Origin of the sequence: Lactobacillus gallinarum (genome assembly GCF_002160635.1) — a bacterium.
Classification (GTDB): domain Bacteria; phylum Bacillota; class Bacilli; order Lactobacillales; family Lactobacillaceae; genus Lactobacillus; species Lactobacillus gallinarum.
This window is the reverse complement of sequence record NZ_NFKZ01000024.1, coordinates 1-26,416: the sequence shown is the minus strand read 5'-3', so window position 1 is coordinate 26,416 and position 26,416 is coordinate 1. Positions and strand designations below refer to the sequence as shown.

Genomic DNA, 26,416 nt, shown 5'->3' with positions numbered 1-26,416 from the left:
CAGCTTTGAAGAGTGAACGGCGCTTTGCCAAGATAGGCAGCAGCTTCTTTTAAATACATAATTCTAGACATAAAAAATCTCACCACCTTGTAGCGAGATTATAACACACTTTATAACACACTTTATAACACTTAAGAAACACAATTACACATATATTTTTAAACTTGTTGAAACTCTTTTTTGAAAATCAGTACCGATCAAATGTAATTGAGGAGTAAAATCTGGTTCTTTGCCTTGAAAATAGATATCTAACCACTTTTTAGCAGAAGCTAAATATTTATTTCCTCCTTCTGAATATTCTTTATCAAGATTGTCACCGTAGTAGCGATCAGTATCTAGCCATAAACCAATAAGTCCTTGTTCATCACTAGCGAGCAATATTTTGCCAATAGGTGAATTATAGTAAGAAACTGTTTGCATGTTTTTTCTCCTATGATAAAAATAAGATGCTACCATCGATTATGATTGGTAGCATCTTATTAATCTAATTTATTTTCTTAGCTTGTGCACCTTATGTGCTAGCACCATTTCTTTATTGCGATCTTCATAGATCATATCCTTGATGTAATTCCATGGGATTAACAAAGGCGTTTTGCTATTTTTACGGAAAATAAAGTCTGCGTGTCGTCTTTCCAAGTGACGCAAATATCTTTTAGCATTTTGAATCTTAGTATGGTGTTCCAAATGCAATCGTGGTTCGAAATCGACGATTTTGTGTTCAGCGTTGAAAATAGGTCTAACTTTATGGTGCCAGTTCTCAGCACTAGAGATATGATCGCTGACCTTTTTTCCGGCTTCTACGATATTCTCTTTGGTTGCTGGACTTTTCTGATCCTTAAACTCCGCATGTGGATCTAGATAGTAGTTGCCCAAACCATCTTGACGATAAAGTCGTATTTTCTTGAATGTCTTATTTTTCTTGTCCATTCTTACTTCGATAACGTCACCATTTTTGTGATTCATTAAATACATGTGATGTTTTCTAGTGTAATTTGCACTCTTCATGATCAGAAATCTCACCTCTACATTAATTATTCTGAAACGATATTATACCAGTATTTTAACTATATTTTTAATTTAATGGTATAAAAGTTGCTATTTTTTTAGGAAATTAGACGAAAGGATGGAGTGTTTGGTTGTTATTTTCTATACGCCAGCATAATAAAAGGTATTCCCCTTTTTACAGCTGAAGACTATTAAGTAATCACTAACTTATAATAAAATCATTTAAAGTCGGGAGAAAAGGTGTTACGCTTAAGTAGGACGAGGTTATAGAATAGTTATTTTAAAGTAATTAATTGTATACAAAAACATGCTTAGCTTCGGAAAAGCTAAGCATGATGTCCCATAATATGAGTCGCTTGCAATTTATCTTGCAAGCGGCTTTTATTTTAGAAAAAATAATAAATATTGCAAGAGTATTGATTTCTGTTTTTGTATAGAAAATAAAATTTGTTTATTTTTAATGAAGCTGGCTATCTGCATTTTACTGAGGAATATTAATTAGCTGATACCGCTACTTGCCGTCATGCTGTTTTAGCTGCTTTCAAAAAAGAATTTCCGCGCAGTAGTCGTGCGTATTTAATCGCTAAATAGTATACTTTTCAGTAAAGAAAACTATTTAGTACAAGTCAGAAAGGAAGTCTTTTCATTGAAATATGCAGAAAAGTCACCCGCATTGTGGAATGCCATTCATCACGAAGAAGAGCGCCAACAAAACACGATTGAATTAATTGCTTCTGAAAATATTGTTTCTGATGCAGTTCGTGAAGCTCAAGGTTCAGTTTTAACTAACAAATATGCCGAGGGCTATCCTGGTCGACGCTATTATGGCGGTTGTCAATACATTGATCAAGTTGAACAACTTGCTATTGATTATGCTAAAAAATTATTCAATGCTAAATTTGCTAATGTTCAACCCCACTCTGGTTCACAAGCAAATATGGCTGTTTATCAAGCTTTGCTGAAGCCAGGCGATGTAATCCTTGGCATGGGCATGGATGCTGGCGGTCATTTAACTCACGGTGCCAAAGTAAACTTCAGTGGTAAAGAATATAGATCTTATAGTTACGGATTAAATGTTGAAACTGAAGAACTTGATTTTGATGCTATTCGTCGGATCGCCTTAGATGTTCATCCCCAATTGATCGTTGCTGGTGCTTCTGCATACAGCCGAATTATTGATTGGCAAAAATTCCGTGAAATTGCCGATGAGGTTGGCGCCTATTTAATGGTTGATATGGCCCATATTGCTGGTTTGGTAGCAACTGGCCAACATCCTAGTCCTATTCCAGTAGCTGATGTAGTGACGACTACTACGCATAAGACCTTGCGTGGTCCTCGCGGCGGCATGATTTTATCTAATAGTTTAGAAATTGGTAAAAAGATTAATTCAGCTTTGTTTCCAGGTATTCAAGGTGGTCCTTTAGAACACGTAATTGCCGGAAAAGCGCAAGCTTTTTATGAAGACTTACAGCCACAATTTACCGATTATATTAAACAAGTAATCAAAAACGCTAAGATAATGGCAGAAACTTTTGCTAAGTCTGACAATATTCGTGTAGTTTCTGGTGGTACTGATAATCACTTAATGATTATTGATATTACAGATACTGGGTTAACGGGTAAAGATGCACAAAACTTGCTTGATTCAGTTCATATTACAACCAATAAAGAATCAATCCCTGGTGATCAGCGCAGTCCTTTTGTAACTAGTGGTTTAAGAATTGGTACACCAGCAATTACTAGCCGCGGTTTTGATGAGGAAGACGCTAAAAAGACAGCTGGATTAATTATTGAAATTTTGTCTAATCCAGAAGATGAAACAACAATTGAACACGTTAAACAAGAAGTTAAAGAATTAACTCAAAAACATCCAATTAATTAATTTGAATAGAAAATAAACAGTTCTAGTTTTTTGCTAGAACTGTTTTTGTTATAATTAGAAGCTAAAAATCGAGAAAAATATAGGGTAAGAATGAAGGATAAGTGATTATTTGGAAGGAATGAAACGACATAAAATAGGTCTGTTTTCGGCTATTATGTTGGCCTTAAATTCTTTGATAGGCTCAGGTTGGCTGTTTGGTTCAGGTTCTGCAGCGAAAATTGCTGGGCCAGCCGCAATCCTCTCTTGGATTTTAGGTGCTGTCATTATTATTGCTATTGCTTTGACCTATGTAGAATTGGGAGCAATGTTTCCTGAAAGTGGTGGTATGAGTAGATATGCTCAATACAGTCATGGATCGTTACTGGGATTTGTTGCTGCGTGGGCCAATTGGATTTCATTAGTAACTTTGGTACCAATGGAAGCCGTGGCGGCTGTTCAATATATGAGTTCGTGGCCGTGGTCATGGGCTAATTGGACTAAGAATTTTATTAAAGATGGCAATATTACTTTTGCAGGATTGGGCGGTGTATTTATTTTTATGTGTATTTTTACAATGATCAATTTTTGGTCAGTAAAAATTATGACACATTTTACTAATTTGATTTCTATTTTTAAAATCTTATTGCCTACTTTAACGATTGTAGTTTTAATTTGCAGTGGTTTTCATGCACAAAATTTCGGCTCCAACGTTCATGAATTTATGCCGTATGGAACACGTTCCATCTTTGAGGCTACGTCAGTTTCAGGAATTATCATGTCATATGATGCATTTCAGACCGTGATTAATATGGGTGGAGAATTGAAGAATCCACGTAAGAATATTGTCCGCGGTGTCTTGATCTCTATGATCATTACTGCAGCGATTTATATCATGCTGCAAGTAACTTTTATTGGAGCAGTCGAACCAAGTACGTTAGCCAAGGTAGGCTGGCATGGCATTGACTTTACTTCACCATTTGCGGATTTGGCAATTATTTTAGGAATCAATTGGTTGGTAATTTTGCTTTATTTAGATGCGTTTGTATCACCATTTGGCACAGGCGTCGCTTTTGTAGCTACAGCATCTAGAGCTTTGGCCGCTATGACACATACACGTCACTTACCTAAGTGGCTAGGCCGGCTTAATCAAAAGTATTTAATTCCGCGTTACGCGATGATTGCGGATTTGATTTTAGCGGTAATTTTGGTCAGCCTATTTAGAAACTGGAATTTATTGGCAACCGTAATCACTGCTTCAACATTAATTGCATATTTAACAGGCCCCGTAACGGTAATGACTTTGAGAAAAGTAAAACCTAATCTTGATCGTCCGTTTAAACCTCGTTACATGCCATATCTAGCACCAATTGCCTTTATTTTAACTAGCTTGTCAATTTACTGGTCAATGTGGCCAACTACGATTCAAGTTATCTTGGTAATTGCATTAGGCTTGCCGATTTATTTCTATTATGAAATTCACTATCAACATTCAAATTTAAAAGAACAATTACGTAGTTGTTGGTGGATGATTGTTTATTTGATCTTTATGTCAATAATGTCTTATGTGGGAAGCGATGGCTTTGGTGGACAAAATTGGATTAAATATCCTTTTGACTTTGTCGTAATTGCTGTAGCTTCACTTGGATTTTATTACTGGGGTATTAAAACAGGATTACGTAAAATCGATTTGTATATTGAAAAAGACAGTAAAAAATAAAGTTGCCATAGTCAACTTTATTTTTTTACTTTTGTGCTTCGTTTAAATATTTGGTTAATACTTTAAAAACACCGTTATCGTTGTTGCTTGGTGCAATAAATTTAGCCATCTTTTTAACGCTATCTTGACCATTTTCCATGGCATAACTTAATCCAGCTAATTTGAGCATTTCAATATCATTTTCGCCGTCGCCAAATGCAATTAATTGAGTTCGAGGGACGTCTAGGTAAGCAAGAAATTCTTTAAGGCCGTTAGCCTTGTTAACATTATAGGGAATAATGTCCATATAGTTCCAGCCGCTAGTTGTAACGTGAATTTTTTCAACGCTTCTGCTATTGAATCCATATTCTAATTCTCGTCGAACCTTGCTAGGATAATCGACCGTAACTTTAGTATATTGATCATCTTCAGGGATCTGATCAAAGTCATCAACTTCAATACTATTAGGATAGAAATAATGATGTGATCGTTTAAATTGAGCCGGCGTACTTTTTAAAAAGTATGAATGCTTAACGCCGCTGATTAATGTGCTTTGGACGGCTCCAGGATAACGCAGATGCAAATAATCAACTAGATTTAAAATGCATTTTTTAGAAAAAGTTGTTGTACGGATGATCTTGCCATCGCGCACAAGAACCGCACCATTATCAGCAACAAAATCGACGGAATCAGTAAAATCACCGAAATCTGCTTCTAATCGTCCTGCTGGTCGTCCACTGGCAATAATAAAGTGAGCACCGTGCTTGTGTAAACGGTATAAAATTTCACCGAACATTTCATGATCATATTTCTTTTCATCATTTACAAATGTGCCATCGACATCTACTGCAACAGCTTTAAAAGGAAGATCTTTCATCTAAATTACCTCATTCAAAATAAATTCTGCTATTAGTTTAGCACTCATTGTAAGAGGTTACATGACATATTAGTTTCATACTGTGAAAAATGTCTTGAATTAGTTACTTGAAGATGTTATTCTAGTTTACGTTAATCGATTAATCTATGATCTGTAATATGGTCATGGCAAAGGAGTAATAAATTATGAAACAAGGTATTCATCCAGATTTTCAAAAAGTAGTTTTCATGGACTCAGCAACTGGTGCTAAGTTCTTAGCTGGTTCAACTTTGAAGCCAGAAGAAACTATTGACTACGAAGGCGAAACTTACCCATTAGTACGTGTTGAAGTTTCATCAGATTCACACCCATTCTACACTGGCAAGCAAAAGTTTGCTCAAGCAGATGGTCGAATCGAAAAGTTCAACAAGAAGTATGGCTTGAAGAAGTAAACCTTTGTCTGGTGGAAGCAGTCCCATTGGGGCTGCTTTTTTTCTTCATTAGATTATTTGGCAGAATGCTTGAAAGACAGTATAATGTTTTCTGTATAAAAATGTTTTTATGGGAGTAAAGATTCAATGAAAATGCAAATGGCTGAAATTGCCAAGGCTTTAAATACTACTTGTGAAGGCGACGACAAAACTATTATTACTTCTGTTGCCTTTGACTCCAGAAAGATCACAACTGGTGGTTTATTTGTACCGCTTGAAGGTGAACGTGATGGACATGATTTTGTGGCGGGTGCCATTAGCAATGGTGCTTCTGCTACGTTGTGGAAGAAAGGCCATCCAAATAAGCCTGAAGATATCACAGTAATTGAAGTAGATAATCCTCTTACTGCTATGCAAGATTTGGCGCGTTATTATTTACGCAAGGTTAATCCAACTGTAGTAGGTATTACAGGTTCTAATGGTAAAACCACTACTAAGGATATGATTGCTGCAGTTTTATCTAAGCGTTTTAACGTACATAAGACACAAGCTAACTTTAATAATGAAATTGGTGTACCAATGACCATTCTTGAAATGAAACCAAATACTGAAATTTTGGTCCTTGAAATGGGTATGGATAGACCAGGTCAGCTGCACCACCTAAGTGAATTAACTCATCCGGATGTAGCTGTCATTACTATGATTGGTGAAGCTCATATTGAATTCTTTGGCAGTCGCGACAAAATTGCTGACGCTAAGATGGAAATCACCGACTTTTTACGTGAAGATGGTGAATTCATTTATAACGGTGATGAACCATTGTTGCAAGAACGTGCTAAAAAGCTGGATCAAGCTAAGGCCACTTTTGGTTTTAGAGATGAAGATACAGTACATGCAACTGGCTTCAAGAGCTACATGCACCACGCTACCTTTACAATCAATGACTCAGAGCAAAAATTCTCAATTCCAATGATTGGTAAGCATAATGTTTCTAATGCAATGGCTGCAATTAGCGTAGGTCATCATTTTGGTGAAAGCGATGAAGAAATTGCTTCATCATTGTCTAACTTTAAGCCAACTGCTAACCGTATGGAATGGGAAAAGGGCGATGCTGGTGAAGCGATTATGAGTGATGTTTACAACTCAAATCCAACTGCTGTTAGAGCGGTTGTTACCAGTTTTGGTCAAGTTGAAGTTAAAGACGGCGGTCGCAGAATTGCTGTACTTGGCGACATGCTAGAACTAGGTGAAAAATCGCCAGAACTTCATGCTGGATTAAGTGATACTTTAGACCCACAAATCATAAATGAAGTGTACTTGTATGGCTCTGAAATGAAGAATTTATACGATGCTTTGCAAGATAAATACGAGCCAGAGAATTTACATTATTATACTCAAGATGAAATGGATCATATGATTAATGATCTTAAAAATGACATTAAGCCGGACGACATTATCGTATTAAAGGGTTCACACGGGATGCACCTTGAAAATGTCTTAGCCCGACTAAGATAGGAGAAAATTTTTTGAAGTTTTCAGAATTAGGATTAAACGATGCGCTTCTTAAAGCGATTAAACGCTCAGGTTTTGAAGAAGCAACCCCAATCCAAGAACAAACTATTCCACTTGCTTTACAAGGAAAGGATGTAATTGGACAAGCACAAACTGGTACCGGTAAAACTGCCGCTTTTGGTTTGCCAATTTTACAATCCATTGATAAAAAAGAAAAAGCAATCCAAGCAATTATCATCGAACCAACGCGTGAACTTGCTATTCAAACACAAGAAGAATTATTCCGCTTGGGTCGTGATGAACATGCTCATGTCCAAGTGGTTTATGGTGGTGCAGATATCGGCCGTCAGATTCGTTCACTAAAGCACCACGTACCATCAATTTTAGTCGGTACACCAGGTCGGTTATTAGATCACTTAAAACGTGGCACAATTGATTTAGATAAAGTTAATACAGTAGTTTTGGATGAAGCAGATGAAATGCTCGATATGGGCTTTATCCAAGATATTGAAAGCATCTTGAGGTATGCTAAAAAACGCAAGCAAACTTTGCTTTTCAGTGCTACGATGCCTAAGCCAATCTTACGAATTGGTGAAAAATTCATGAAGGATCCTGCTATTGTTCAAATTAAGGCTAAGGAATTAACAGCTGATTTAATTGATCAATACTTTGTTCGTGCTAAGGAATCCGAAAAGTTCGATATTATGTGTCGTTTAATTGACGTCCAAGGTCCAGATTTAGCCTTAGTATTTGGTCGTACGAAGCGTCGTGTAGATGAGCTTACACGCGGATTACAAGCACGTGGCTATAATGCTGCAGGTATTCACGGAGATCTATCTCAGGCGCGTCGTATGGCAGTCTTGAAGCGATTCCGTGAAGGTAAGTTGGATATTTTAGTTGCTACTGATGTGGCAGCACGTGGTTTGGATATTTCAGGGGTAACTCACGTATATAACTACGATATTCCTCAAGATCCAGATTCATATGTTCACCGTATTGGTAGAACTGGGCGTGCAGGACAAAATGGTATCTCAGTAACCTTTGTAACTCCAAATGAAATTGGCTACATGAGAACTATCGAACAACTTACTAAGAAAAAGATGTCACCACTTCGTCCACCAACAGATGATCAAGCACTTCGCGGTCAATTAAAGCAAGCTAAGGCTGAAATCGAAGATTTGATGAATGGTGATTTGGGTAAATATACTCAAGATGCTAGTGAACTTCTTGATAACTATTCAGCTCTTGATTTAGTAGCTGCTTTTCTTAAGAACTTAGCTAAGGATTCAACAGAAATTAAGGTTAAGATTACGCCAGAAAAGCCTTTGCCATACAAGGGCGATGGTCGTCATGGTCGTGGCCGCCGAGGACGTAATGATCATGGTCGTGGACATGGCAATTATCACCGCCGTCGCAATAACAATAATAATTACCGTCACAACGGTAATCGCGGTCGTCGTGGACGTGGCAATGGACATGAATTCGTAATTAAGAATAAAAAAGATTAATTTTTTAGACTAAAAAGGAAGTTGTAATTTTTGCAACTTCTTTTTTGTATTATAATGATGTCATTGTGTGAGGTGAGAAACGATGATTAAAGGTGTAGGGATTGACTCAATTGAAGTTGAACGTGTTAAAAAGATCGTGGCAAAAGGAGATTCTTTCGCTAAGAAGGTTTTGACTCCAAAGGAATTTGCCCAGTATCAAAAGATGAAAGGCAAAAGAAAAGTTGAATATCTCGGAGGTCGTTTTTCATTAAAGGAATCTTTTTCTAAAGCTATGGGAACAGGCTTAGGCAAATACGTAGGTTTTCAAGATGTGGAAACTTTATGGGATGATTTGGGGCATCCAGTGATGACTTCAACTAAGTTTGATGGAAATATTTTCCCAAGTATCACACATGATAATCATGAAATTATTACGTTTGTAGTATTAGAGGAGAAATAAAAATGGTTCCAGGCTATCATCGTCCAGCCGTTGTAAAAGTAAATTTAGGTGCAATTAGAAGAAATATTAAGAATGAAATGCAGCACCTTGAACCAAATCAAAAGATGCTGGCTGTAGTTAAGGCTAATGGCTATGGTCATGGTGCAGTCGAAGTGGCAAAGGTTGCTGAGGAAGAAGGAGCAGCAGGATTTTGTGTTGCCATTTTAGATGAAGCATTGGAATTGCGCCGTGCTGATATTGTTAAGCCTATTTTGGTTTTGGGAGTAGTTTCTCCTGAATATGCACCAATTGCTGCTGTAAATAATGTTTCATTGACAGTACCTAATTTAGAGTGGTTAAAAGACGCTGAAAAATATTTAACAAAAGAAAACTTGCAATTAAAGATTCATTTAGGGATTGATTCTGGTATGGGTAGAATTGGTTTCAATGAAGATGATGAATTTATTGCAGCCAATAAGTTCTTGGAAAATAATAATAACTTCTTTATTGAAGGGATGTTTGCCCATTTTGCCTCTGCAGATAGCGCTGATGAGACTTATTTCAAGCATCAATGCGAGAAATTCAAGCATATGAAGAGTTTATTAACTGTTAAACCTAAATGGATTCATGTTGATAATACTGCAGCAAGTATTTTTCATGAAGGTATCAAGAGTGATCTGGTTCGTTTTGGAATTGGAATCTATGGCTTAAATCCATCTTCAAATCCATCTTCTCCAGATTTAACTTCTGCAATTAAGTTAGAACCTGCTTTATCATTTGAAAGTGAATTAACACATGTTAAAAATATTCATAAAGGTGATGGAGTAGGCTATGGTTCTACCTTCATGGCTGAAGAAGATACAGTTATTGGAACTGTCCCTGTTGGTTATGCCGATGGTTGGATTAGAAAGTATCAAGGTTTTAAGGTAAAAGTTGGCGATGAATATTGTCCGATTGTGGGACGTATTTGTATGGATCAATTTATGGTTAAAATGCCAAAGAAAATGCCAGTTGGTACCAAAGTAGTGATTATTTCAAATAACCCAGCTGATCCAAACAATATTAAGGCGGCAGCTGATTATGTTGATACAATTCACTATGAAGTTGCTTGCTTGCTGAATGATCGGTTACCACGTGTTTATTATGAAAAATAGTAAATGAAAAAGCCGAAATCACGATTATTTTTTCGTGATTTCGGCTTTTTTTGGTTAAAAAATAAATAACTTAGGGTATTAATTGTGATATGTTCATGTTAAAATATATTAAACCTGCACATTGTATTGAGAATTTAAAAGCTATATATAAATAGTAAAATGTTTTTTTATAATAAACAAGGTGAAATATATTGGATATTAGAACCCAAACAACAAAAAGTAATTTGAAAAAGGCTTTGTTGCAATGTATGAAAGAACAAGCTTTTAATGAGATCAAAGTTAAAGACATTATTTTAGCATCGGGTATCAGTTCACGTACTTTTTATCAATACTATAAAGACACACACGCCTTATTATTAGCAGTTGAAGATGACATCCTAGCTGAATTTAATAAAGCATTACTCGCGGATCGTGAAGCTGTTAATGGGATCGATCATGTTTTGTCTCAAGATGAATTGATAAAAGTAGCAGAGAATATTTCTAAAAATTCAATCTCTTTCTTTTTGAAAAATAAAGATAAACTTGAAATTTTAACTTCAGATAATGGAGACATCCGCTTTTTTAATAAGATGATTGAATATGCCAATAAAGAATTTACCATTCGAATGGAAATGATGAATCCAAACTATAAGGCGATTTTGGCACAAGAGCAAACAATTCCACCAGATATGGTTTTAGGAATCTTTGATATTAATATCATTAATGTGGTATTGCAATTAATTAAATATAATGATGAGTTGTCTCCAGCTGATATGCGTCGTTATATTGCGGGCTATTTGACTCGAACTCCATTACAATTTTTGGGATTGATGAAATAATACAAAAAAAGCTTCTAACTTTTAATTAAGTCAGAGGCTTTTTTATATGTTTTTTAATCTTTATGTGGATGTTCGATGAAGACACCAGGATTTTCATCGCTCATGATAGTCATACCGGCTTGCAAATCTTCGATTTCAGAAACAACGAAACCTTTCTTTTGCAATTTATCTACAATGGTCTTCATTGTGATGTCGGATACGCCTGCAGGTAAGGTAAACAAGGTTCTTCTTACGAAGTCTCCTTCAAGTTCTCCAGCTGCAGCATCAAGTGTCATTACACTAGACATATTAGTATGTTTTGACACGATCTTAGACATTTTAATTAAGTTACCGCGTGCATTATCGGATAAAACAGTTAAAACATATGAACCATTTTTAACATCCCATGCGTCTGATAACATGTCTAATAATCTTGAGTGGGTAAGAATACCATAAAAATGATTATCCTCATCAAGAACAGCAATGTATGGCAAGTCTTTGATATTAAAGAATACTCTAAAGAATGGAGAATTTACCTTAATTGTCTTAGTAGCGTTCTTAAGCAAGTAAGTTACTGGTAAATTCATGTCTCCGCCTTGAGATTTGTGGCGGTAAATGTGCATTTTATAAATATTACCGCGGAAAATAGTGCCAGTGTCATCTACAATAGGCACACATCTATATCCAGATTTCTCCAGAATATCCAATGCTTCTGCTAATGTGGCTTTTTCATTAACTGTTGTTAAGTAATCTTTCTTAATAACTAAAGATTTAATAAGCATGAGTTCGCCTCCAAATTGAAAATGTTTCAAGTAATTATAGCATAATCAGTATGTTAATTAAATATTAATTAAAGACTAGCTAAAGTAATCAAATATATTTTAACAATAGTTAGTGAAATAAAAAAGCATCTCCTCCTAAGAAAAGATGCTCTTTTAATGAACTAATTTAAGAATTATTGACGAACCTTAACGCCAGTTTCTTTGAAGGCCTTGTCCATAACCTTCTTTAATTGATCTGCTGAAGCAGTCATTAATTCTTTTTCTTTATCGCTTAATGGAATTTCGATAACTTGTTCAAGACCCTTGCGGCCAACAACTGCAGGAGTACCGATGTGAAGATCGTGTAAACCATATTCACCATCCATTGGTACTGAAAGTGGAAGTACACGGTGTTCATCGTTCAAGATAGCCTTAGCGATCATTGCTGAAGCAGTACCGATACCGTAGAAGGTAGCACCCTTCTTGTTGATGATGTCGTAAGCCATGTCGGCAACTTCCTTGTGGATGTCTTCAAGCTTAGATTCATCCATACCGTGAGCCTTAACCCAGTCACTAACCTTTACGCCACCAACATTGTTGTAGCTCCATGCTGGGAATTCAGTATCACCGTGTTCACCAAGCATGTATGCGTTAACTGAACGTGGGTCAACGTGTTCCATCTTACCGATAACCTTTTGAAGACGACCAGTGTCAAGTGAAGTACCTGAACCGATAACACGATCCTTAGGGAAGCCTGACATCTTCCAAGTTGCGTGAGTCAAAATGTCAACTGGGTTTGCAACTACTAAGAAGATACCATCAAAGCCTGATTCAACGATTGGTTCAACGATTGATGATAAAATCTTCAAGTTCTTGTTTACAAGGTCAAGACGAGTTTCACCTGGCTTTTGTGGAGCACCAGCAGTAATAACAACTAAGTCTGCATCCTTACAATCTGGGTAGTCAGCTGCGTAAATGTTCTTTGGAGAAGTCCAAGGAGTTGCATCAGCTAAGTCGATTGCGTCACCTTGAACGTGTTCCTTAGCAATATCGATGATACCTAATTCTTCAGCGATACCTTGTTGTACCATTGAAAATGCGAAGGTAGAACCTACGGCACCGTCACCGACTAAAATAACTTTACGGGGTTTTTCAACTCTTGCCATAACAATAAATCTCCTTTTTATTAGTGATAATCTTAACAAAGAAATTATACCATGTTAGCAAGCATTAATAAAATTATTATTTATTGTTTGTGCTATTATATGAGGGATTATGTAATGAGGGGTATATATAATGAAAATAATTGCAGGTTTAGGTAATCCAGGTCAAAAGTACGATAAAACCAAGCACAACACTGGTTTTATGACTATGGATCACTATCTTAATGAAAAAGGATTATCTTTGGACAAAGATAAGTTTGAAGGACATTGGACTAAGCAAAAAATTAATGGTGAGGATGTAATTTTGCTTGAACCTCAAACTTATATGAATGAATCAGGGCGTTCAGTTAGCCAAATTGCTAATTTCTTTAAAGTGGACCCAGAAGACGTTTTGATTATTCAAGATGATATGGATATGCCAATTGGCAAAATTAGAATTAGAGCTAATGGTAAGAGCGGTGGCCATAATGGAATTAAAAGCATTATCCGAGACTTAGGAACAGAAAAGTTTAATCGCTTAAAGATTGGGATTCGTCATCCTAAGAACACGACAGTTGTTTCATGGGTGCTTACGCCATTTAACGATGAGCAACAAAAATTAATGGATAATGCATTTGATACAAGTGTAAAGATTATCGATGACTTTATTGCAGGCCGCGATAGTCAATATTTAATGAATAAGTATAATTAAAATGCGTTTAACAGAAATATTAAAAGAAGATCAAGACTTAAATAATTTTATTGCAAAGACTAAACAAGTAAAGAATTCACTAATCACTGGCGCTAATGCCGGTGCTTTTAGTCTACTTTTAAAACAAATCGTAACTGAGTTAGATGCTCCACTTATTTTAGTAGAGGAAAATGAAAATAAGGCTCAGAATTTATACGGAGAATTAAGTGCAATTCTACCTGATGATAGTGTACAAATCTTTCCTGTAGATGCCACTATTGCTACACAAACGGCAGTCAGTTCACCAGATGAGTTAAGTAATCGGATTGAGGCACTTAACTTTTTATTAAGTAAAAAAGCTGGGATTGTAGTAACTACACCGCAAGGCTTGCAATATAAATTGTCTGCTCCTGACGAATTTGCTCAAGCTAAGAAAGATTTTGAACCTGGCAAAGAATACGAATTAACTGACTTAAATAAATGGCTAGTTAGTTTGGGCTATAAAAAAGAGGCGTTAGTTGCTCGGCCAGGAGAATTTGCTATTCGTGGTGATATTTTAGATGTATATCCTTTAGACAGAGAGAATCCAGTAAGAATTGAATTCTTTGGTGATGAAATTGATACGATCAAGGAATTTGATCTAGCAACTCAGCGTAGTCAAAAAGAAATTGATCGTGTTGAAATTTCTGCAGCTCAAGATCGAGTATTTTCTAGTGAAGCTATTGAAGCTGCGGCAAAAGCAATAGAAAAAGATATGGGGGATGCACCTGCACCGGACAAGGCAGTCAAAGATCACTTTACGGTGGCACTCGATGCTTTGAATGCAGGTGGATTACCAGATAATTATGCCTTTTTGGTGGATTATTTAATTAAAAAGCCAAGTAGCTTATTAGAATATTTAGATAAAAATGGTCAAATCTTGATTGATGATCTGCCTTTAATCAAACAAGCGGTAGAGACTGTAGATAAGCAAAATGCAGCTTTTATTAGTGATGAACTAAAAACTGGTGCAATGCTGCCGAAGCAAACTTTGCGCAGTGATTTTGATCAAGTATTAACTAAAGATAAGCACCATAGAATATATTTCTCTCTTTTCCAGCGCAGTATGGGACGAATTCGTTTGGGACAGATGCTCAATTGGCAAACGCGTGAACCAGAACAATTCTTTAGTCAAATGCCCCTAATTAAGTCAGAACTTGAGTCGTATCAAAAATCTGGTCAAACAGTTGTACTACAAGCAGATAATGCGAAAAGAGCTAAACAAATCGATCAGACAATGGTCGACTTTGGTCTAAACTTGCCAATTGTAGATAAAAATGAAATCTCAGAAGGTAAATCGCAAATCGTAGTAGCGGGTTATACCAGCGGTTTTAGTTTACCTTCGGTGAAGTTAGTTTATTTGACCGAACGCGAACTTTTTAACAAGCGTCCACAGCGTAAAAAGAGAATCAAAACTCTGGAAAATGCTCAGAGATTACGTAATTATACTGAGTTAAAGCCAGGGGATTATGTTGTCCATGTTAATCATGGTATTGGTCGTTTTGAAGGAATTAAAACACTAGAAAATAATGGCGTTAAGCGTGATTACATTACCATCACCTATCAACATGGCGATCAATTATTTGTACCAGCAGATCAGCTTAGTTTGGTACAAAAGTATGTGGCTTCTGAAGGAAAGACGCCTCATATTAACAAACTTGGTGGTAGTGAATGGGCTAAAACTAAGCGTAAGGTCCAATCTAAGGTTGAAGATATTGCTGATGATTTGATAGAGCTTTATGCTAAGCGCGAATCGGAAAAAGGTTTTGCTTTTTCACCAGATGACGATTTGCAAAAACAATTCGAAGATGCCTTTCCATATGCAGAGACTCCGGATCAGTTACGTTCAATTAAAGAAATCAAGGAAGATATGGAAAAGCCGAAACCGATGGATCGTCTAGTTGTAGGAGACGTTGGTTTTGGTAAAACAGAAGTAGCTTTAAGGGCGGCTTTTAAAGCAATTCAGGATAATAAACAAGTAGCTTTTTTAGTGCCAACAACTATTTTGGCTCAGCAGCACTATGAAACTATTCAAGATCGTTTCAAAGATTTTCCTGTTAATACTGCGATGCTTTCTCGTTTTCAAACTCCAGCTGAATCTAAGGAGATTATTGAGGGACTGAAGGAAGGAAAAATTGATTTAGTCGTAGGTACCCACAGACTGTTATCAAAGGATGTTGAATTTAAAGATCTTGGATTGTTAATAGTTGATGAAGAGCAGCGCTTTGGCGTTAAGCATAAAGAAAGGCTAAAGCAGTTAAAGGCTAATATTGACGTGTTGACTCTCACTGCTACGCCAATTCCTAGAACTTTGCATATGTCGATGGTTGGGGTGCGCGATTTATCTGTGATGGAAACTCCGCCTCAAAATAGATATCCAATTCAAACTTATGTGATGGAACAAATTCCAAGCGTAGTAAGGGATGCATGTTTGCGTGAAATGCAGCGTGATGGACAGGTCTTTTACCTACATAATCGAATTAGTGATATCGATGAAACTGTGGAAAAGCTGCAACAATTAATCCCGAATGCGCGGATTGCTAGTGCTCATGGACGAATGAGTCAAAATCAATTGGAAGACATTTTGTATCGGTTTTTGAACCGTGAATTTGATATTTTAGTAACGACGACCATCATTGAAACGGGTATCGACATGCCTAATGTTAATACGATGATTATCGAAGATGCTGATCACTATGGTTTGAGCCAGCTTTATCAGCTGCGAGGGAGAATCGGTCGTAGTGCCAGACTTGCCTATGCATATTTTCTGTACCAGCCTAACAAAGTTTTAACCGAAGTTGGTGAAAAACGCCTAGATGCAATCCGCGATTTTACTGAATTAGGGTCAGGCTTTAAGATTGCTATGCGTGATTTGTCGATTAGAGGAGCTGGCAATATGCTGGGAGCCCAGCAGCACGGCTTTATTGATAGTGTTGGTTATGATTTGTATTCACAAATGCTTAGCGATGCAATTAAAGAGCGTAAGGGTAAGAAGACAGTTAAGAAGTCAAATGCAGAGATTGATTTAAAACTTGAAGCCTATATTCCAGATTCATATATTGGCGACCAAGAAGAAAAAATCGAATTTTACAAAAAGATTAAAGCAGTCAATAATCAGGAAGAATTAGATAAAATTGAAGATGAACTAATTGATCGCTTTGGTGATTATCCAGCAGCTGTTGAGAATTTACTTGCTGTAGCTGGGTTAAAGGTAGATGCTGATCTAGCTCAAGTCTTAAATGTACTGAAAAAAGATAATAATACTATTAAGGTTGAGTTTAATAATGCTGCTTCACATGAATTAGAAGGACCTAATATTTTCAGAGCATTAGAACACGTAAGTCTTAAAGCACGTATTAGCATGAATCAAGAAAAAAGAATGGTTGTTTTGCTGCAACTGCCTGATAAGATGAAGAATCGAGTTTTGTTTAATGAATTAACTACGTTCTTAGAGGCTGCCAGCGAAATAGTGCAAAGATAGAGGTATAAATTATGAGAATTGATAAATTTTTAAAGGTTTCAAGATTAGTTAAGAGAAGAACTGTTGCTAAGGAAATGGCAGATCAAGGCCGAATTAAAGTTAATGGACGAGTAGTTAAGTCCAGTTACGATGTAAAAATCGATGATATTATTGAAATTGGTTACGGTGCGCGAGTAATTAAAGCCAAGGTTTTGAATATTCGCGAAACCACTAAAAAGGCTGAAGCAAGTGAACTTTACGAGTTAGTTGATTGATGACTTTCCCATAAATCGTTGTTATACTTAACGTAAACGATATTTGTTATAACAGAGGATAAAAAAATGAATCATGGTCCACATATTTACAATTCGTTAAGTCCAGAAGCTCAGAGAGAGAAGCTACTTCGTAAGCAAGCGAAAATCGAAAAACGAGTTCATCGCATTCGATTAAATAGAATTGTTGCTGTTTTTGCTATTATATTTGTGATTTTGGGTATTCAAATTACAATTAAAGTTTCACAAACAAAGCGTATTAACAATCAAGTACAAGTTGAAAAACGAGGATTGGCTAAAGTTAAGAAAATAGCTAAAACTTTAAAGACCAAGAGACAGAATCTCGATGATCCAAACTACGTTGCTAAATTAATTCGTTATAAGTTTTATTATTCTAAATCAAATGAAAATGTTTATAACGTGCACGAAAGAAATGATAATGATTAATGAAGAAGTATCAAGCCGGTAACCGGGTAACCGGGGTGATTAATAACATTACCGATTTAGGTATTTTTGTTACATTGCCTAATAGACATTCAGGATTAGTTCATCACAGTGATTTTGGTAATAATTGGGCGCGAGAAAGGCGTCAATATCAAGTAGGCCAAAAGGTTCGCGTTGTTGTCGTGCATGTCAATAGAGGCAGATTTAATCTGTCAATTGCACGCGTAAATGATCCTGATTTAGTTGATCATGATAATCAATTCTCTGATACTAAACCTGCAGAATTTGATCAGGTTTTGAACAAAGTAAGTAGAGATGCTAAAAAGGAAATTGATGAATTAAAAAAGGTTTTGAATAAAAATTAAAAATGACCCGTAATGGGTCATTTTTTTAGTTAGGGAGATTTATGAAAGTAGTAGATTTCTTTAGAAAAAATGGAATAGATTTAGAAAGTAAAACATTATTAGTGGCCGCAAGTGGAGGCCCTGATTCGATGGCTCTTCTTGATATGCTTAAAAACTTGCAAGCCAAAAAGAATTTTCAATTAATGGCTGCACATTTTAATCATCAATTAAGAGAAGACAGTGAGGAAGAAAGCGAGCTTCTAAAAAAATACTGTGATGAAAAAAATGTGCCATTATTTATTGCAAAATGGCCTAAAGAAGAACAACCGCAAGTGGGAATAGAGGCTGCAGCAAGACATGCGCGCTATGCTTTTTTAACACAAATAGCTAAAGAAAATAAGGCTGATTATTTGTTAACTGCCCATCATGGGGACGATTTGCTGGAAAATATCTTGCTTAAATTTATTCGCTCAGGTAATCCCGAAGAGATGAATAGCCTGCAAAGAGTGGGTGAAATGCATGGTGTAAAATTGTTGCGACCATTGTTGGGATACAGCAAGGACGAGCTATTGCAATATAATCAAGCTCATCGAATTGATTTTATAACTGATTCAACTAATCAGGCCGATGAAACGATGCGTAATCGCTTGCGCCATCATGTGGTGCCATTACTCAAAAAAGAAAATCCTGCTTTGATCAAGAATGCACTTTTTTTTAGTCAAAAAATGGATGAATTGATCGATTATGTTGATGAAAAAAATATTGCAGTCGGTCAATTGGAACGTTTTCTAAATGTTGCGTATCGCATTAAGAGTGAAAAATTAAAGCGATTGACGACTAAAGAAAGAACCTTTTTCTGGCAGAGAATGATTTGGCAAAAATATCATCGACGGGTTAATGAAAATTTGGGTAATTTCGCAGTCATTGAATATCAAAATTACTTTTATTTGTATAAAAAGCAAAATATTTCCGAAGTTAAAAAACAGGTAATTAGTTTAAATCAGCCATTTGTGTTTAAAAATAGAAAAATGGTGTTATATACTGAAAGAAAAGCCGGTATAAAGCTGATTGGTGATTTTTGGTTTAAGCCAAATACTGCTTTTAGTGTGGGAGAATTAACGGCGGGGAGTAAACTTCTGCTGCAAAATGGACATCATGTTAAAGCAAAAAAGAAGTTTGCAGAAAATGCGATTCCACTAGCTTTACGACCATTTTGCTTAGCCATTTATGCAGAAAACGAACCAATTTTTGTGGAGAAAATTTATCAAAACCAAAATTGGATCAAAAATGGCAAACATTATTTTCTATATAATTCTTAAAAAGTCTTCAAAATAGTTGAAAATATTAGTGGTAGCATCTTATTTTGTGATAAAATTTTAAACGTATAACTTAGAGACTTTGCGGAGGTTTTTTATGAAGAATAACCGGAATCGGCTGTTATCAAACGGCCTATTCTATATAGTTGTGTTCCTTTTGCTCCTATGGGGAATCAACTGGGCACTCGGCGGTTCTAACAATAGTGGTAGCTCAGAAAATATCAGCTATTCACAATTTGTTAAAGATTTGCGTCAAGGCAAAGTTAAAAACTTTAGTGTTCAACCTGCAAACGGTGTATATACTGTTTCAGGTAGTTACAAGACTGCACAAACAACAAAGAATCAATCAAATAATAGTTTTGATTTCTTTAGTAATAACTCAAGTAGAAAAGTATCACGCTTCTCTACTACTATGTTACAAAATGATTCTACCGTTTCTAACGTGCAAAACTTGGCACAAAAGAGTAACGCTCGGATGACGACTCAAGGAGAATCACAGTCTGGCAATTGGATTTCAACCATTGTCATGCTTGTGCCAACCGTTTTGTTTATTGTCATGCTTTGGATGATGATGAATCAAGGTGGTGCTGGCCGTGGCGGCAGCGGCGGAATTATGAATTTCGGTCGTTCACACGTCAAGCCAGAAGATCCTTCTAAGAATAAGGTTCGTTTCTCTGACGTAGCCGGTGAAGAAGAAGAAAAACAAGAATTAGTAGAAGTTGTTGAATTTTTAAAGGATCCATCAAAATATACTAAGTTAGGTGCTAGAATCCCATCTGGTGTTTTACTTGAGGGTCCTCCTGGTACTGGTAAAACCTTGCTTGCACGTGCCGTAGCTGGTGAAGCTAACGTGCCATTTTACTCAATTTCAGGTTCTGACTTTGTTGAAATGTTTGTTGGTGTTGGTGCAAGTCGTGTACGTGACTTGTTCAATAATGCCAAGAAGAATGCACCAAGTATTATCTTTATTGATGAAATTGATGCCATCGGTCGTCGTCGTGGCAATGGCACCGGCGGTGGCAACGATGAACGTGAACAAACTTTGAACCAATTATTGGTTGAAATGGATGGTTTTGAAGGCGATGAAGGTGTTATCGTCATTGCCGCTACTAACCGTTCAGATGTGTTGGATCCGGCTTTACTTCGTCCAGGTCGTTTTGACCGTAAGGTTTTAGTTGGTCGTCCAGACGTACGTGGCCGTGAAGCTATTTTGAAGGTTCATGCTAAAAACAAGCCACTTGCTCCAGATGTAGACTTGAAGGAAGTTGCTCGTCAAACTCCTGGGTTCGTTGGTGCAGATTTGGCTAATGTCTTGAACGAAGCTGCTTTGGTTGCTGCACGTAGAAATGGTACTGAAATTACTGCATCAGATATTGATGAAGCTGAAGACCGTGTCATTGCAGGTCCAGCTAAGAAGGATCGTTTAATTGCAGAACCAGAAAGACGCCGTGTTGCTTTCCACGAAGCTGGACACTCAATCTGTGGTTTGGTCTTAAGTGATTCTAGAACAGTTCGTAAGGTAACTATTGTGCCACGTGGTCGTGCCGGTGGTTACAACATCATGTTGCCTAAAGATGACCAGTTCATTTTGACTAAGAAACAATTATTTGAACAAATTATTGGTTTAATGGGTGGTCGTGCTGGTGAAGAAGCAACTATTGGTGATAAGTCAACTGGTGCTTCTAACGACTTTGAACAAGCTACTGCTATTGCTCACAGCATGGTAGTAAATTACGGGATGACTGAATCATTGGGTATGGTTGAACTTGAAAAAGAGGGCGAAACCAATCCATACGGCTTTAAGCCATACAGTGAAGCTACTTCAGCTAAAATTGACGAAGCCGTTAAGAAGATCTTGGATGAAGCTCACGCTAAAGCACTTGAGATTGTTAAGGAAAACAAGGAAAAGCATAGAATTATCGCTGAAGCCTTGCTTAAGTACGAAACTTTAGACGAAAAGCAAATCATGTCTTTATACAAGACTGGTAAGATGCCTGAAAAATACGAAAGTGAATATCCAAGTGAATCCAAGGCTTCAACTTATGAAGAAGCTAAGGCTGCTGCAGAAAAGCGTGAAGTTGAAAAAGCAGAAAAGAAAGATTCAGATCAAGCATTAGCTGAACAAGAAAAATCTGCTTTGGAAACTCCATCAGAAAAGAATCATGAAGTTGAAGAAAATAATCCTGAAAATCCAGATAACTCAACTAAAGATACTTCTGCAGATGAAGAGCACAAAGATAATTAGATAAAAATGGGGCCTGTAACGGGCTCTATTTTTTTAGAGAGAAGGAATAAATATGAGTGATTATTTAGTAAAATCAATCGATAAAACTAAAAATTTACGTTTACTGACAATTACCGCTAAAGATGTTGTTGGTGAAGCACAAAAGCGTCATGATTTATGGTCTGCTTCTTCTGCTGTTCTTGGTCGTACACTGGTTGGTACGCTTTTGTTAGCGGGCGCCGAATTAACTGATAAAGAAGAATTGACAGTTAGATTGATGGGCAACGGCCCTGTAGGTCCAACTATTGTTACAGCTACTGCCGATTTAAAGGTGAAGGGTTACGTACGCAATCCACATATTGCTTTGCCACCAAAGAAGAATGGCCATATTGATGTAAAAAGAGCTGTTGGTCAAGGTATGCTTGAAGTTACCAAAGATTTAGGCTTAAAAGAACCATATACTGGTCAAGTTCCGATTGTTTCTGGTGAAATTGCAGAAGATTTTGCATATTATTTGACGAAGTCAGAACAAATTCCGTCAGCAGTTGGTTTATCTGTTTTTGTTAATCCAAATAATTCTATCGGCGAAGCTGGCGGATTTATGCTTCAAGCTTTACCAGGTGCCAGTGATGCTTTGATTACTGAAACAATTAAGAGAATTAAGGCTTTGCCAGCTCTTTCTACTGCATTTTTAGATGGAATGACACCAGAAGATTTAGCACGTAAGATCTTAGGCACTGACTGTAAGATTCTTGAAAAAGATGATGTAGCATTTAGCTGTGACTGTTCTAAAGAAAAATATGCAGGTATTCTTGAAACTTTGAAGAGTTCACAATTAAAGGCCATGATTAATGAAGATCATGGTGCAGAACTTACTTGCAATTTCTGCGGAAATAAGTATCATTACACTGAAGATGAATTAAAGGCTATTTTAGCCAAGAAAAATGAAGAAAAAGATTATTAATTAAATAAAAAGTCCTAGGGTTTTGTCCTGCGGGGCTTTTTTGATATTATAATAAGGTATTTTGAAAGGATGATTTGGTGGATAACAGCTGGAAAATTCGCGATATCACCATTCCTAACCGAGTTGTTGTTGCGCCGATGGCGGGAGTTTCAAATTCAGCGTTCCGCGTTGTATGTAAGGAATTCGGAGCTGGGCTGGTTGTTTGCGAAATGATTTCTGATCATGGAATTATTTATCGAAACAAAAAGACCTTAAGCATGATGGATGTAGATCCACGAGAGCACCCAATGAGTATTCAGATCTTTGGGGGAACTGAAGAAACATTACTTCAAGCTGCTCAATACATTGATCAACATACTGATGCTGACATTATTGATATTAATATGGGTTGTCCTGTGCCTAAAGTAACTAAAACCGATGCTGGTTCAAAATGGCTGCTTGATTCTAATAAAATTTATCAAATGGTCCATGCCGTGGTGCAAAATGTGCAGAAACCTGTTTCTGTTAAAATGAGAACAGGTTGGGATAAAAAGCACGTGTTCGCGGTAGAAAATGCTTTGGCTGCTCAAGAAGCAGGTGCTAGCATGATCGCAATGCATGGTCGCACCCGTAAGCAAATGTACCAAGGTGAAGCAGATTGGGAGATTTTGCACGATGTAGCTCAAGTGCTTGATGTACCGTTTGTAGCTAACGGTGACATTAGAACTCCCGAGCTTGCCAAGAAGGCTTTAGATGAAATTGGTTGTACTGCTGTGATGGTAGGACGTGCTGCTTTAGGTAATCCTTGGATTTTAAAGGATATGACGCATTATCTAGAGACTGGTGAAAAATTACCACCACAAACAGTGCGTGAGAAGGTAGAAACTGCTAAGCATCAACTTCATGCGTTAGTTAAAATTCATGGTGAAAAGCGAGCAGTACCAGAATTTCGTCAACAGGCTGCATACTATTTAAAGGGAATTCCCCGTTCAGCCCGTACTCGTGCTAAAATAAATGAGGTCTGGACGCGTCAAGAAGTATATGACTTACTCGACAATTTTGTTGATGAGTATGAAAAAAGAGAAAAAGCTCGTGCTGCAAGACGCGCGGCAATGAACAAATAATGGAGGAAAAATAAATTGGCAAAGAACGAAATGAATGACCAATTACGTGTTCGTCGTCAAAAGATGGACGAAATGCGTGAAAACGGAATTGAACCATTCGGTCAAAGAAAGTTTGATCGTCAAGATTTAGCAAGTACTTTGGAAGAAAAGTATGGTAAAGAAGATAAAGACGAATTAAACGATGATATGCCTAAGACCAAGATTGCAGGTCGTATGCTTGCAAAGCGTGGTAAAGGTAAGGTAGGTTTCGCAGACCTTTACGACCGTACTGGTAAGATTCAAATTTATGTACGTAAGGATATCGTAGGCGAAGACAACTACAAGGTCTTTAAGAAATCAGATATTGGTGACTTCTTGGGTATTGATGGGGAAGTTATGAAGACTGATACTGGTGAGTTGACTATTCGTGCTACTCACGTAACCTTCTTATCAAAGGCTCTTCGTCCTTTGCCAGATAAGTACCACGGCTTGAAGGATGTTGAAGCAATTTACCGTCAACGTTACCTTGATTTGATCACTAACCGTGACAGCTACATGCGCTTTGTTCACCGTACTCAAATCATTCAAGCTATTCGTGACTACTTAAACAAGCAAAACTTCTTAGAAGTTGAAACTCCAGTACTTCACAATATTCCTGGTGGTGCTGAAGCTCGTCCATTTATTACTCACCACAACGCTTTGGATATTAACCTTTACATGAGAATTGCTTTGGAACTTCCACTTAAGCGTTTGATTGTTGGTGATATGGAACGTGTTTACGAAATCGGCCGTGTATTCAGAAACGAAGGTTTGGACACTCACCACAACCCAGAATTTACTGAACTTGAAAGTTACGCAGCATACTGGGACTACCACGATGTTATGGATGAAGCTGAAGGTATTATCCGTGCTGCAGCTAAGGTTGTTTCAGATGACGGTAAGATCACTTACCAAGGTACTGACATTGATTTGAGCAAGCCATTCCGCCGTGTTCACATGGTTGACTTGATCAAGGAAAAGACTGGCGTTGACTTCTGGAAGCCAATGACTCTTGAAGAAGCAACTAAGATTGCGGAAGACCACGACATCCACGTTGAAAAGTTCTGGAAAGTTGGTCACATTATTAACGCCTTCTTTGAAAAGTACTGTGAAGAAACTATTGTTGACCCAACCTTCGTTTACGGTCACCCAGTAGAAATCTCACCACTTGCTAAGAAGAATGCTGACGATCCAAGATTTACTGATCGTTTTGAAATTTACATCATGGGTGAAGAATACGGTAACGCCTTCTCAGAATTGAATGATCCTGATGATCAACGTGAACGTTTCGCAGCTCAAATGGAAGAACGTGAAGCAGGTAACGACGAAGCTGACATGATCGATGAAGATTACCTTCGTGCTATGGAATACGGTATGCCACCTACAGGTGGTTTGGGTATCGGTATTGACCGTTTGGTAATGCTTTTAACTGATGCTCCAGCTATTCGTGATGTCTTGCTCTTCCCAACAATGCGTCCAGAACGTGTTGAAAGCGTAGAAGCTGAAGTTAAGGCTGATATGGAAAAGAAGAATAAAGAAAACAAGTAATCTTATAAATTAAAAAACTCTTATCTATGTTTTAAGCATGGATAAGAGTTTTTGTTTATGTATTTTTTAATTGATAATCATTTTTTCATCAGAGTATTTTTTAGGATCATTTAAATCCCATTGCTGATATCTAACTTCTTGACACTTAAAGCCTAATTTTTTGTAAAGCTTTTTGGCCTTAGTATTTTCTGCAAATACGTCAAGACTAACTGGTCGACTCATGTACCTCAAAGCTGTCGTTGCTAAAGCATACCCGATACCTTTATTTTGATGAATTGGATCTACATAAATGTAATCCAGTTCTTGGGGATGAACTGCAACGAAGCCCAATATGCTGTCAGCATCATAAGCTACATAAATTTTGCAGGAGAAAAAATCATCCTTATATGGAGCTGTCTCTAAAGGTATGAAGTATTTTTCCGCACCACCAATTGTTAGCTCTTCTTTACGACTAACGTCGTGAATGCGGCATACTTCAGCATAATCGTTTGGTTGATATTCTCTGATATTAAATTTTGGCATGTTTTTCTCGCTTCCTAATATTAAGATTTTGATTTAGAAAGCAATAGTACGTAATCTCATGTGAAATCTCCTTTAATTAAATTGAATATATTGTAGCAATTTTTTAATTCGGTACAATAACTAAAATTAACTTAGTTAAAAACAGATAAGTAATATTTTTTCAAAAAGTATTTGCAAAGAGAATAATCTTTGCTATAATACTTTTTGTATCGCGGAAGTAGTTCAGTGGTAGAACATCACCTTGCCATGGTGGGGGTCGCGGGTTCGAATCCCGTCTTCCGCTCCAAGATGAAAGCTCACGGAAGTGAGCTTTTTTTGTGCCTAAAATAA

General features: G+C 36.9%; 23 protein-coding genes, 1 tRNA gene and 2 pseudogenes. 19 read left to right on the top strand and 7 right to left on the bottom strand.

Annotation, left to right across the window (positions count from 1 at the left end; translation table 11 throughout):
- The 3 genes and pseudogenes from B5E95_RS11125 to B5E95_RS07840 form a co-directional block, all read right to left on the bottom strand.
- Positions 1-71 (bottom strand): annotated as a pseudogene (locus B5E95_RS11125) (IS607 family transposase); the annotation flags it as partial.
- Positions 72-159: 88 nt separating this feature from the next.
- Positions 160-420 (bottom strand): annotated as a pseudogene (locus B5E95_RS07845) (methylated-DNA--[protein]-cysteine S-methyltransferase); the annotation flags it as partial.
- A 69-nt stretch (positions 421-489) separates the two neighbouring features.
- On the bottom strand, positions 490-1,005 hold the full coding sequence (locus B5E95_RS07840; protein WP_005718512.1) for a hypothetical protein: 516 nt from the start codon (positions 1,003-1,005) through the stop codon (positions 490-492).
- Positions 1,006-1,651: 646 nt separating this feature from the next.
- Here B5E95_RS07840 and glyA point away from each other — a divergent pair.
- The gene (glyA, locus tag B5E95_RS07830) at positions 1,652-2,887 is read left to right on the top strand and encodes a serine hydroxymethyltransferase (protein ID WP_087236131.1); all 1,236 of its coding nucleotides are present in this window, start codon (positions 1,652-1,654) and stop codon (positions 2,885-2,887) included.
- 109 nt (positions 2,888-2,996) lie between these two features.
- Positions 2,997-4,583, top strand: a complete 1,587-nt coding sequence (locus B5E95_RS07825) for an APC family permease (RefSeq protein WP_087236129.1) — start codon at positions 2,997-2,999, stop codon at positions 4,581-4,583.
- Between the two features lie 25 nt (positions 4,584-4,608).
- Here the strand turns inward: B5E95_RS07825 and B5E95_RS07820 are convergent, their stop codons facing one another.
- Positions 4,609-5,439: a Cof-type HAD-IIB family hydrolase gene (locus B5E95_RS07820; RefSeq protein ID WP_025005290.1), complete on the bottom strand. Its 831-nt coding sequence runs from the start codon at positions 5,437-5,439 to the stop codon at positions 4,609-4,611.
- A 185-nt stretch (positions 5,440-5,624) separates the two neighbouring features.
- On the opposite strand from B5E95_RS07820, the gene B5E95_RS07815 reads away from it, so the two are divergent.
- From B5E95_RS07815 to B5E95_RS07790, 6 genes are all read left to right on the top strand, one after another.
- Complete coding sequence (locus B5E95_RS07815; protein ID WP_014918203.1) at positions 5,625-5,870, top strand: type B 50S ribosomal protein L31; 246 nt, start codon at positions 5,625-5,627, stop codon at positions 5,868-5,870.
- 126 nt (positions 5,871-5,996) lie between these two features.
- Positions 5,997-7,364: a UDP-N-acetylmuramoyl-tripeptide--D-alanyl-D-alanine ligase gene (locus B5E95_RS07810; RefSeq protein ID WP_087236126.1), complete on the top strand. Its 1,368-nt coding sequence runs from the start codon at positions 5,997-5,999 to the stop codon at positions 7,362-7,364.
- Between the two features lie 11 nt (positions 7,365-7,375).
- Positions 7,376-8,869 carry a degradosome RNA helicase CshA gene (gene cshA / locus B5E95_RS07805; protein ID WP_087236122.1) on the top strand — a complete coding sequence of 498 codons (1,494 nt, stop codon included), beginning with the start codon at positions 7,376-7,378 and terminating at the stop codon, positions 8,867-8,869.
- 82 nt (positions 8,870-8,951) lie between these two features.
- Positions 8,952-9,308 carry a holo-ACP synthase gene (gene acpS / locus B5E95_RS07800; RefSeq protein WP_025005287.1) on the top strand — a complete coding sequence of 119 codons (357 nt, stop codon included), beginning with the start codon at positions 8,952-8,954 and terminating at the stop codon, positions 9,306-9,308.
- 2 nt (positions 9,309-9,310) lie between these two features.
- A complete protein-coding gene (gene alr / locus B5E95_RS07795) occupies positions 9,311-10,441 on the top strand; it encodes an alanine racemase (RefSeq protein WP_087236121.1) in 1,131 nt (376 codons plus the stop codon).
- A gap of 248 nt (positions 10,442-10,689) precedes the next feature.
- Complete coding sequence (locus B5E95_RS07790) at positions 10,690-11,259, top strand: TetR/AcrR family transcriptional regulator (protein ID WP_087176685.1); 570 nt, start codon at positions 10,690-10,692, stop codon at positions 11,257-11,259.
- A 53-nt stretch (positions 11,260-11,312) separates the two neighbouring features.
- On the opposite strand, the gene cbpA is transcribed toward B5E95_RS07790, so the two are convergent.
- Together cbpA and B5E95_RS07780 are read right to left on the bottom strand one after the other, a co-directional pair.
- The gene (cbpA, locus tag B5E95_RS07785; protein ID WP_025005284.1) at positions 11,313-12,020 is read right to left on the bottom strand and encodes a cyclic di-AMP binding protein CbpA; all 708 of its coding nucleotides are present in this window, start codon (positions 12,018-12,020) and stop codon (positions 11,313-11,315) included.
- A 173-nt stretch (positions 12,021-12,193) separates the two neighbouring features.
- On the bottom strand, positions 12,194-13,165 hold the full coding sequence (locus B5E95_RS07780) for an L-lactate dehydrogenase (protein WP_087236119.1): 972 nt from the start codon (positions 13,163-13,165) through the stop codon (positions 12,194-12,196).
- A gap of 130 nt (positions 13,166-13,295) precedes the next feature.
- Here B5E95_RS07780 and pth point away from each other — a divergent pair, with 130 nt between their 5' ends.
- The 10 genes from pth to lysS all read left to right on the top strand — a co-directional run bounded on the left by pth (position 13,296) and on the right by lysS (position 25,564).
- Positions 13,296-13,853, top strand: a complete 558-nt coding sequence (gene pth / locus B5E95_RS07775) for an aminoacyl-tRNA hydrolase (RefSeq protein WP_025005282.1) — start codon at positions 13,296-13,298, stop codon at positions 13,851-13,853.
- 1 nt (position 13,854) lies between these two features.
- Positions 13,855-17,352 carry a transcription-repair coupling factor gene (gene mfd, locus B5E95_RS07770; protein ID WP_087236117.1) on the top strand — a complete coding sequence of 1,166 codons (3,498 nt, stop codon included), beginning with the start codon at positions 13,855-13,857 and terminating at the stop codon, positions 17,350-17,352.
- A gap of 11 nt (positions 17,353-17,363) precedes the next feature.
- Positions 17,364-17,606 (top strand): RNA-binding S4 domain-containing protein, encoded by a 243-nt coding sequence (locus tag B5E95_RS07765; RefSeq protein WP_011254102.1) that lies wholly within the window; start codon positions 17,364-17,366, stop codon positions 17,604-17,606.
- A gap of 66 nt (positions 17,607-17,672) precedes the next feature.
- On the top strand, positions 17,673-18,050 hold the full coding sequence (locus B5E95_RS07760; RefSeq protein WP_087176683.1) for a septum formation initiator family protein: 378 nt from the start codon (positions 17,673-17,675) through the stop codon (positions 18,048-18,050).
- Positions 18,050-18,412, top strand: a complete 363-nt coding sequence (locus tag B5E95_RS07755) for a S1 RNA-binding domain-containing protein (RefSeq protein WP_087176682.1) — start codon at positions 18,050-18,052, stop codon at positions 18,410-18,412. The genes B5E95_RS07760 and B5E95_RS07755 overlap by 1 nt, the downstream gene beginning before the upstream one ends.
- A 41-nt stretch (positions 18,413-18,453) precedes the next feature.
- Positions 18,454-19,710 (top strand): tRNA lysidine(34) synthetase TilS, encoded by a 1,257-nt coding sequence (gene tilS / locus B5E95_RS07750; protein ID WP_087176681.1) that lies wholly within the window; start codon positions 18,454-18,456, stop codon positions 19,708-19,710.
- 94 nt (positions 19,711-19,804) lie between these two features.
- Entirely contained in the window at positions 19,805-21,952 is a 2,148-nt protein-coding gene (gene ftsH, locus B5E95_RS07745) for an ATP-dependent zinc metalloprotease FtsH (RefSeq protein ID WP_087176680.1), read from the top strand.
- A gap of 52 nt (positions 21,953-22,004) precedes the next feature.
- The gene (hslO, locus tag B5E95_RS07740; protein ID WP_025005276.1) at positions 22,005-22,895 is read left to right on the top strand and encodes an Hsp33 family molecular chaperone HslO; all 891 of its coding nucleotides are present in this window, start codon (positions 22,005-22,007) and stop codon (positions 22,893-22,895) included.
- Between the two features lie 77 nt (positions 22,896-22,972).
- Positions 22,973-23,998, top strand: coding sequence for a tRNA dihydrouridine synthase DusB (gene dusB, locus B5E95_RS07735; RefSeq protein WP_025005275.1), 1,026 nt, complete (start codon positions 22,973-22,975; stop codon positions 23,996-23,998).
- Between the two features lie 15 nt (positions 23,999-24,013).
- Complete coding sequence (gene lysS / locus B5E95_RS07730; RefSeq protein WP_087236115.1) at positions 24,014-25,564, top strand: lysine--tRNA ligase; 1,551 nt, start codon at positions 24,014-24,016, stop codon at positions 25,562-25,564.
- A gap of 66 nt (positions 25,565-25,630) precedes the next feature.
- On the opposite strand, the gene B5E95_RS07725 is transcribed toward lysS, so the two are convergent.
- Positions 25,631-26,086, bottom strand: a complete 456-nt coding sequence (locus tag B5E95_RS07725; protein ID WP_087176677.1) for a GNAT family N-acetyltransferase — start codon at positions 26,084-26,086, stop codon at positions 25,631-25,633.
- 211 nt (positions 26,087-26,297) lie between these two features.
- Between B5E95_RS07725 and B5E95_RS07720 the strand changes: the two genes are divergently transcribed.
- A tRNA-Gly gene (locus B5E95_RS07720) sits at positions 26,298-26,372 on the top strand.
- The last annotated feature ends 44 nt before the right edge of the window (positions 26,373-26,416 follow it).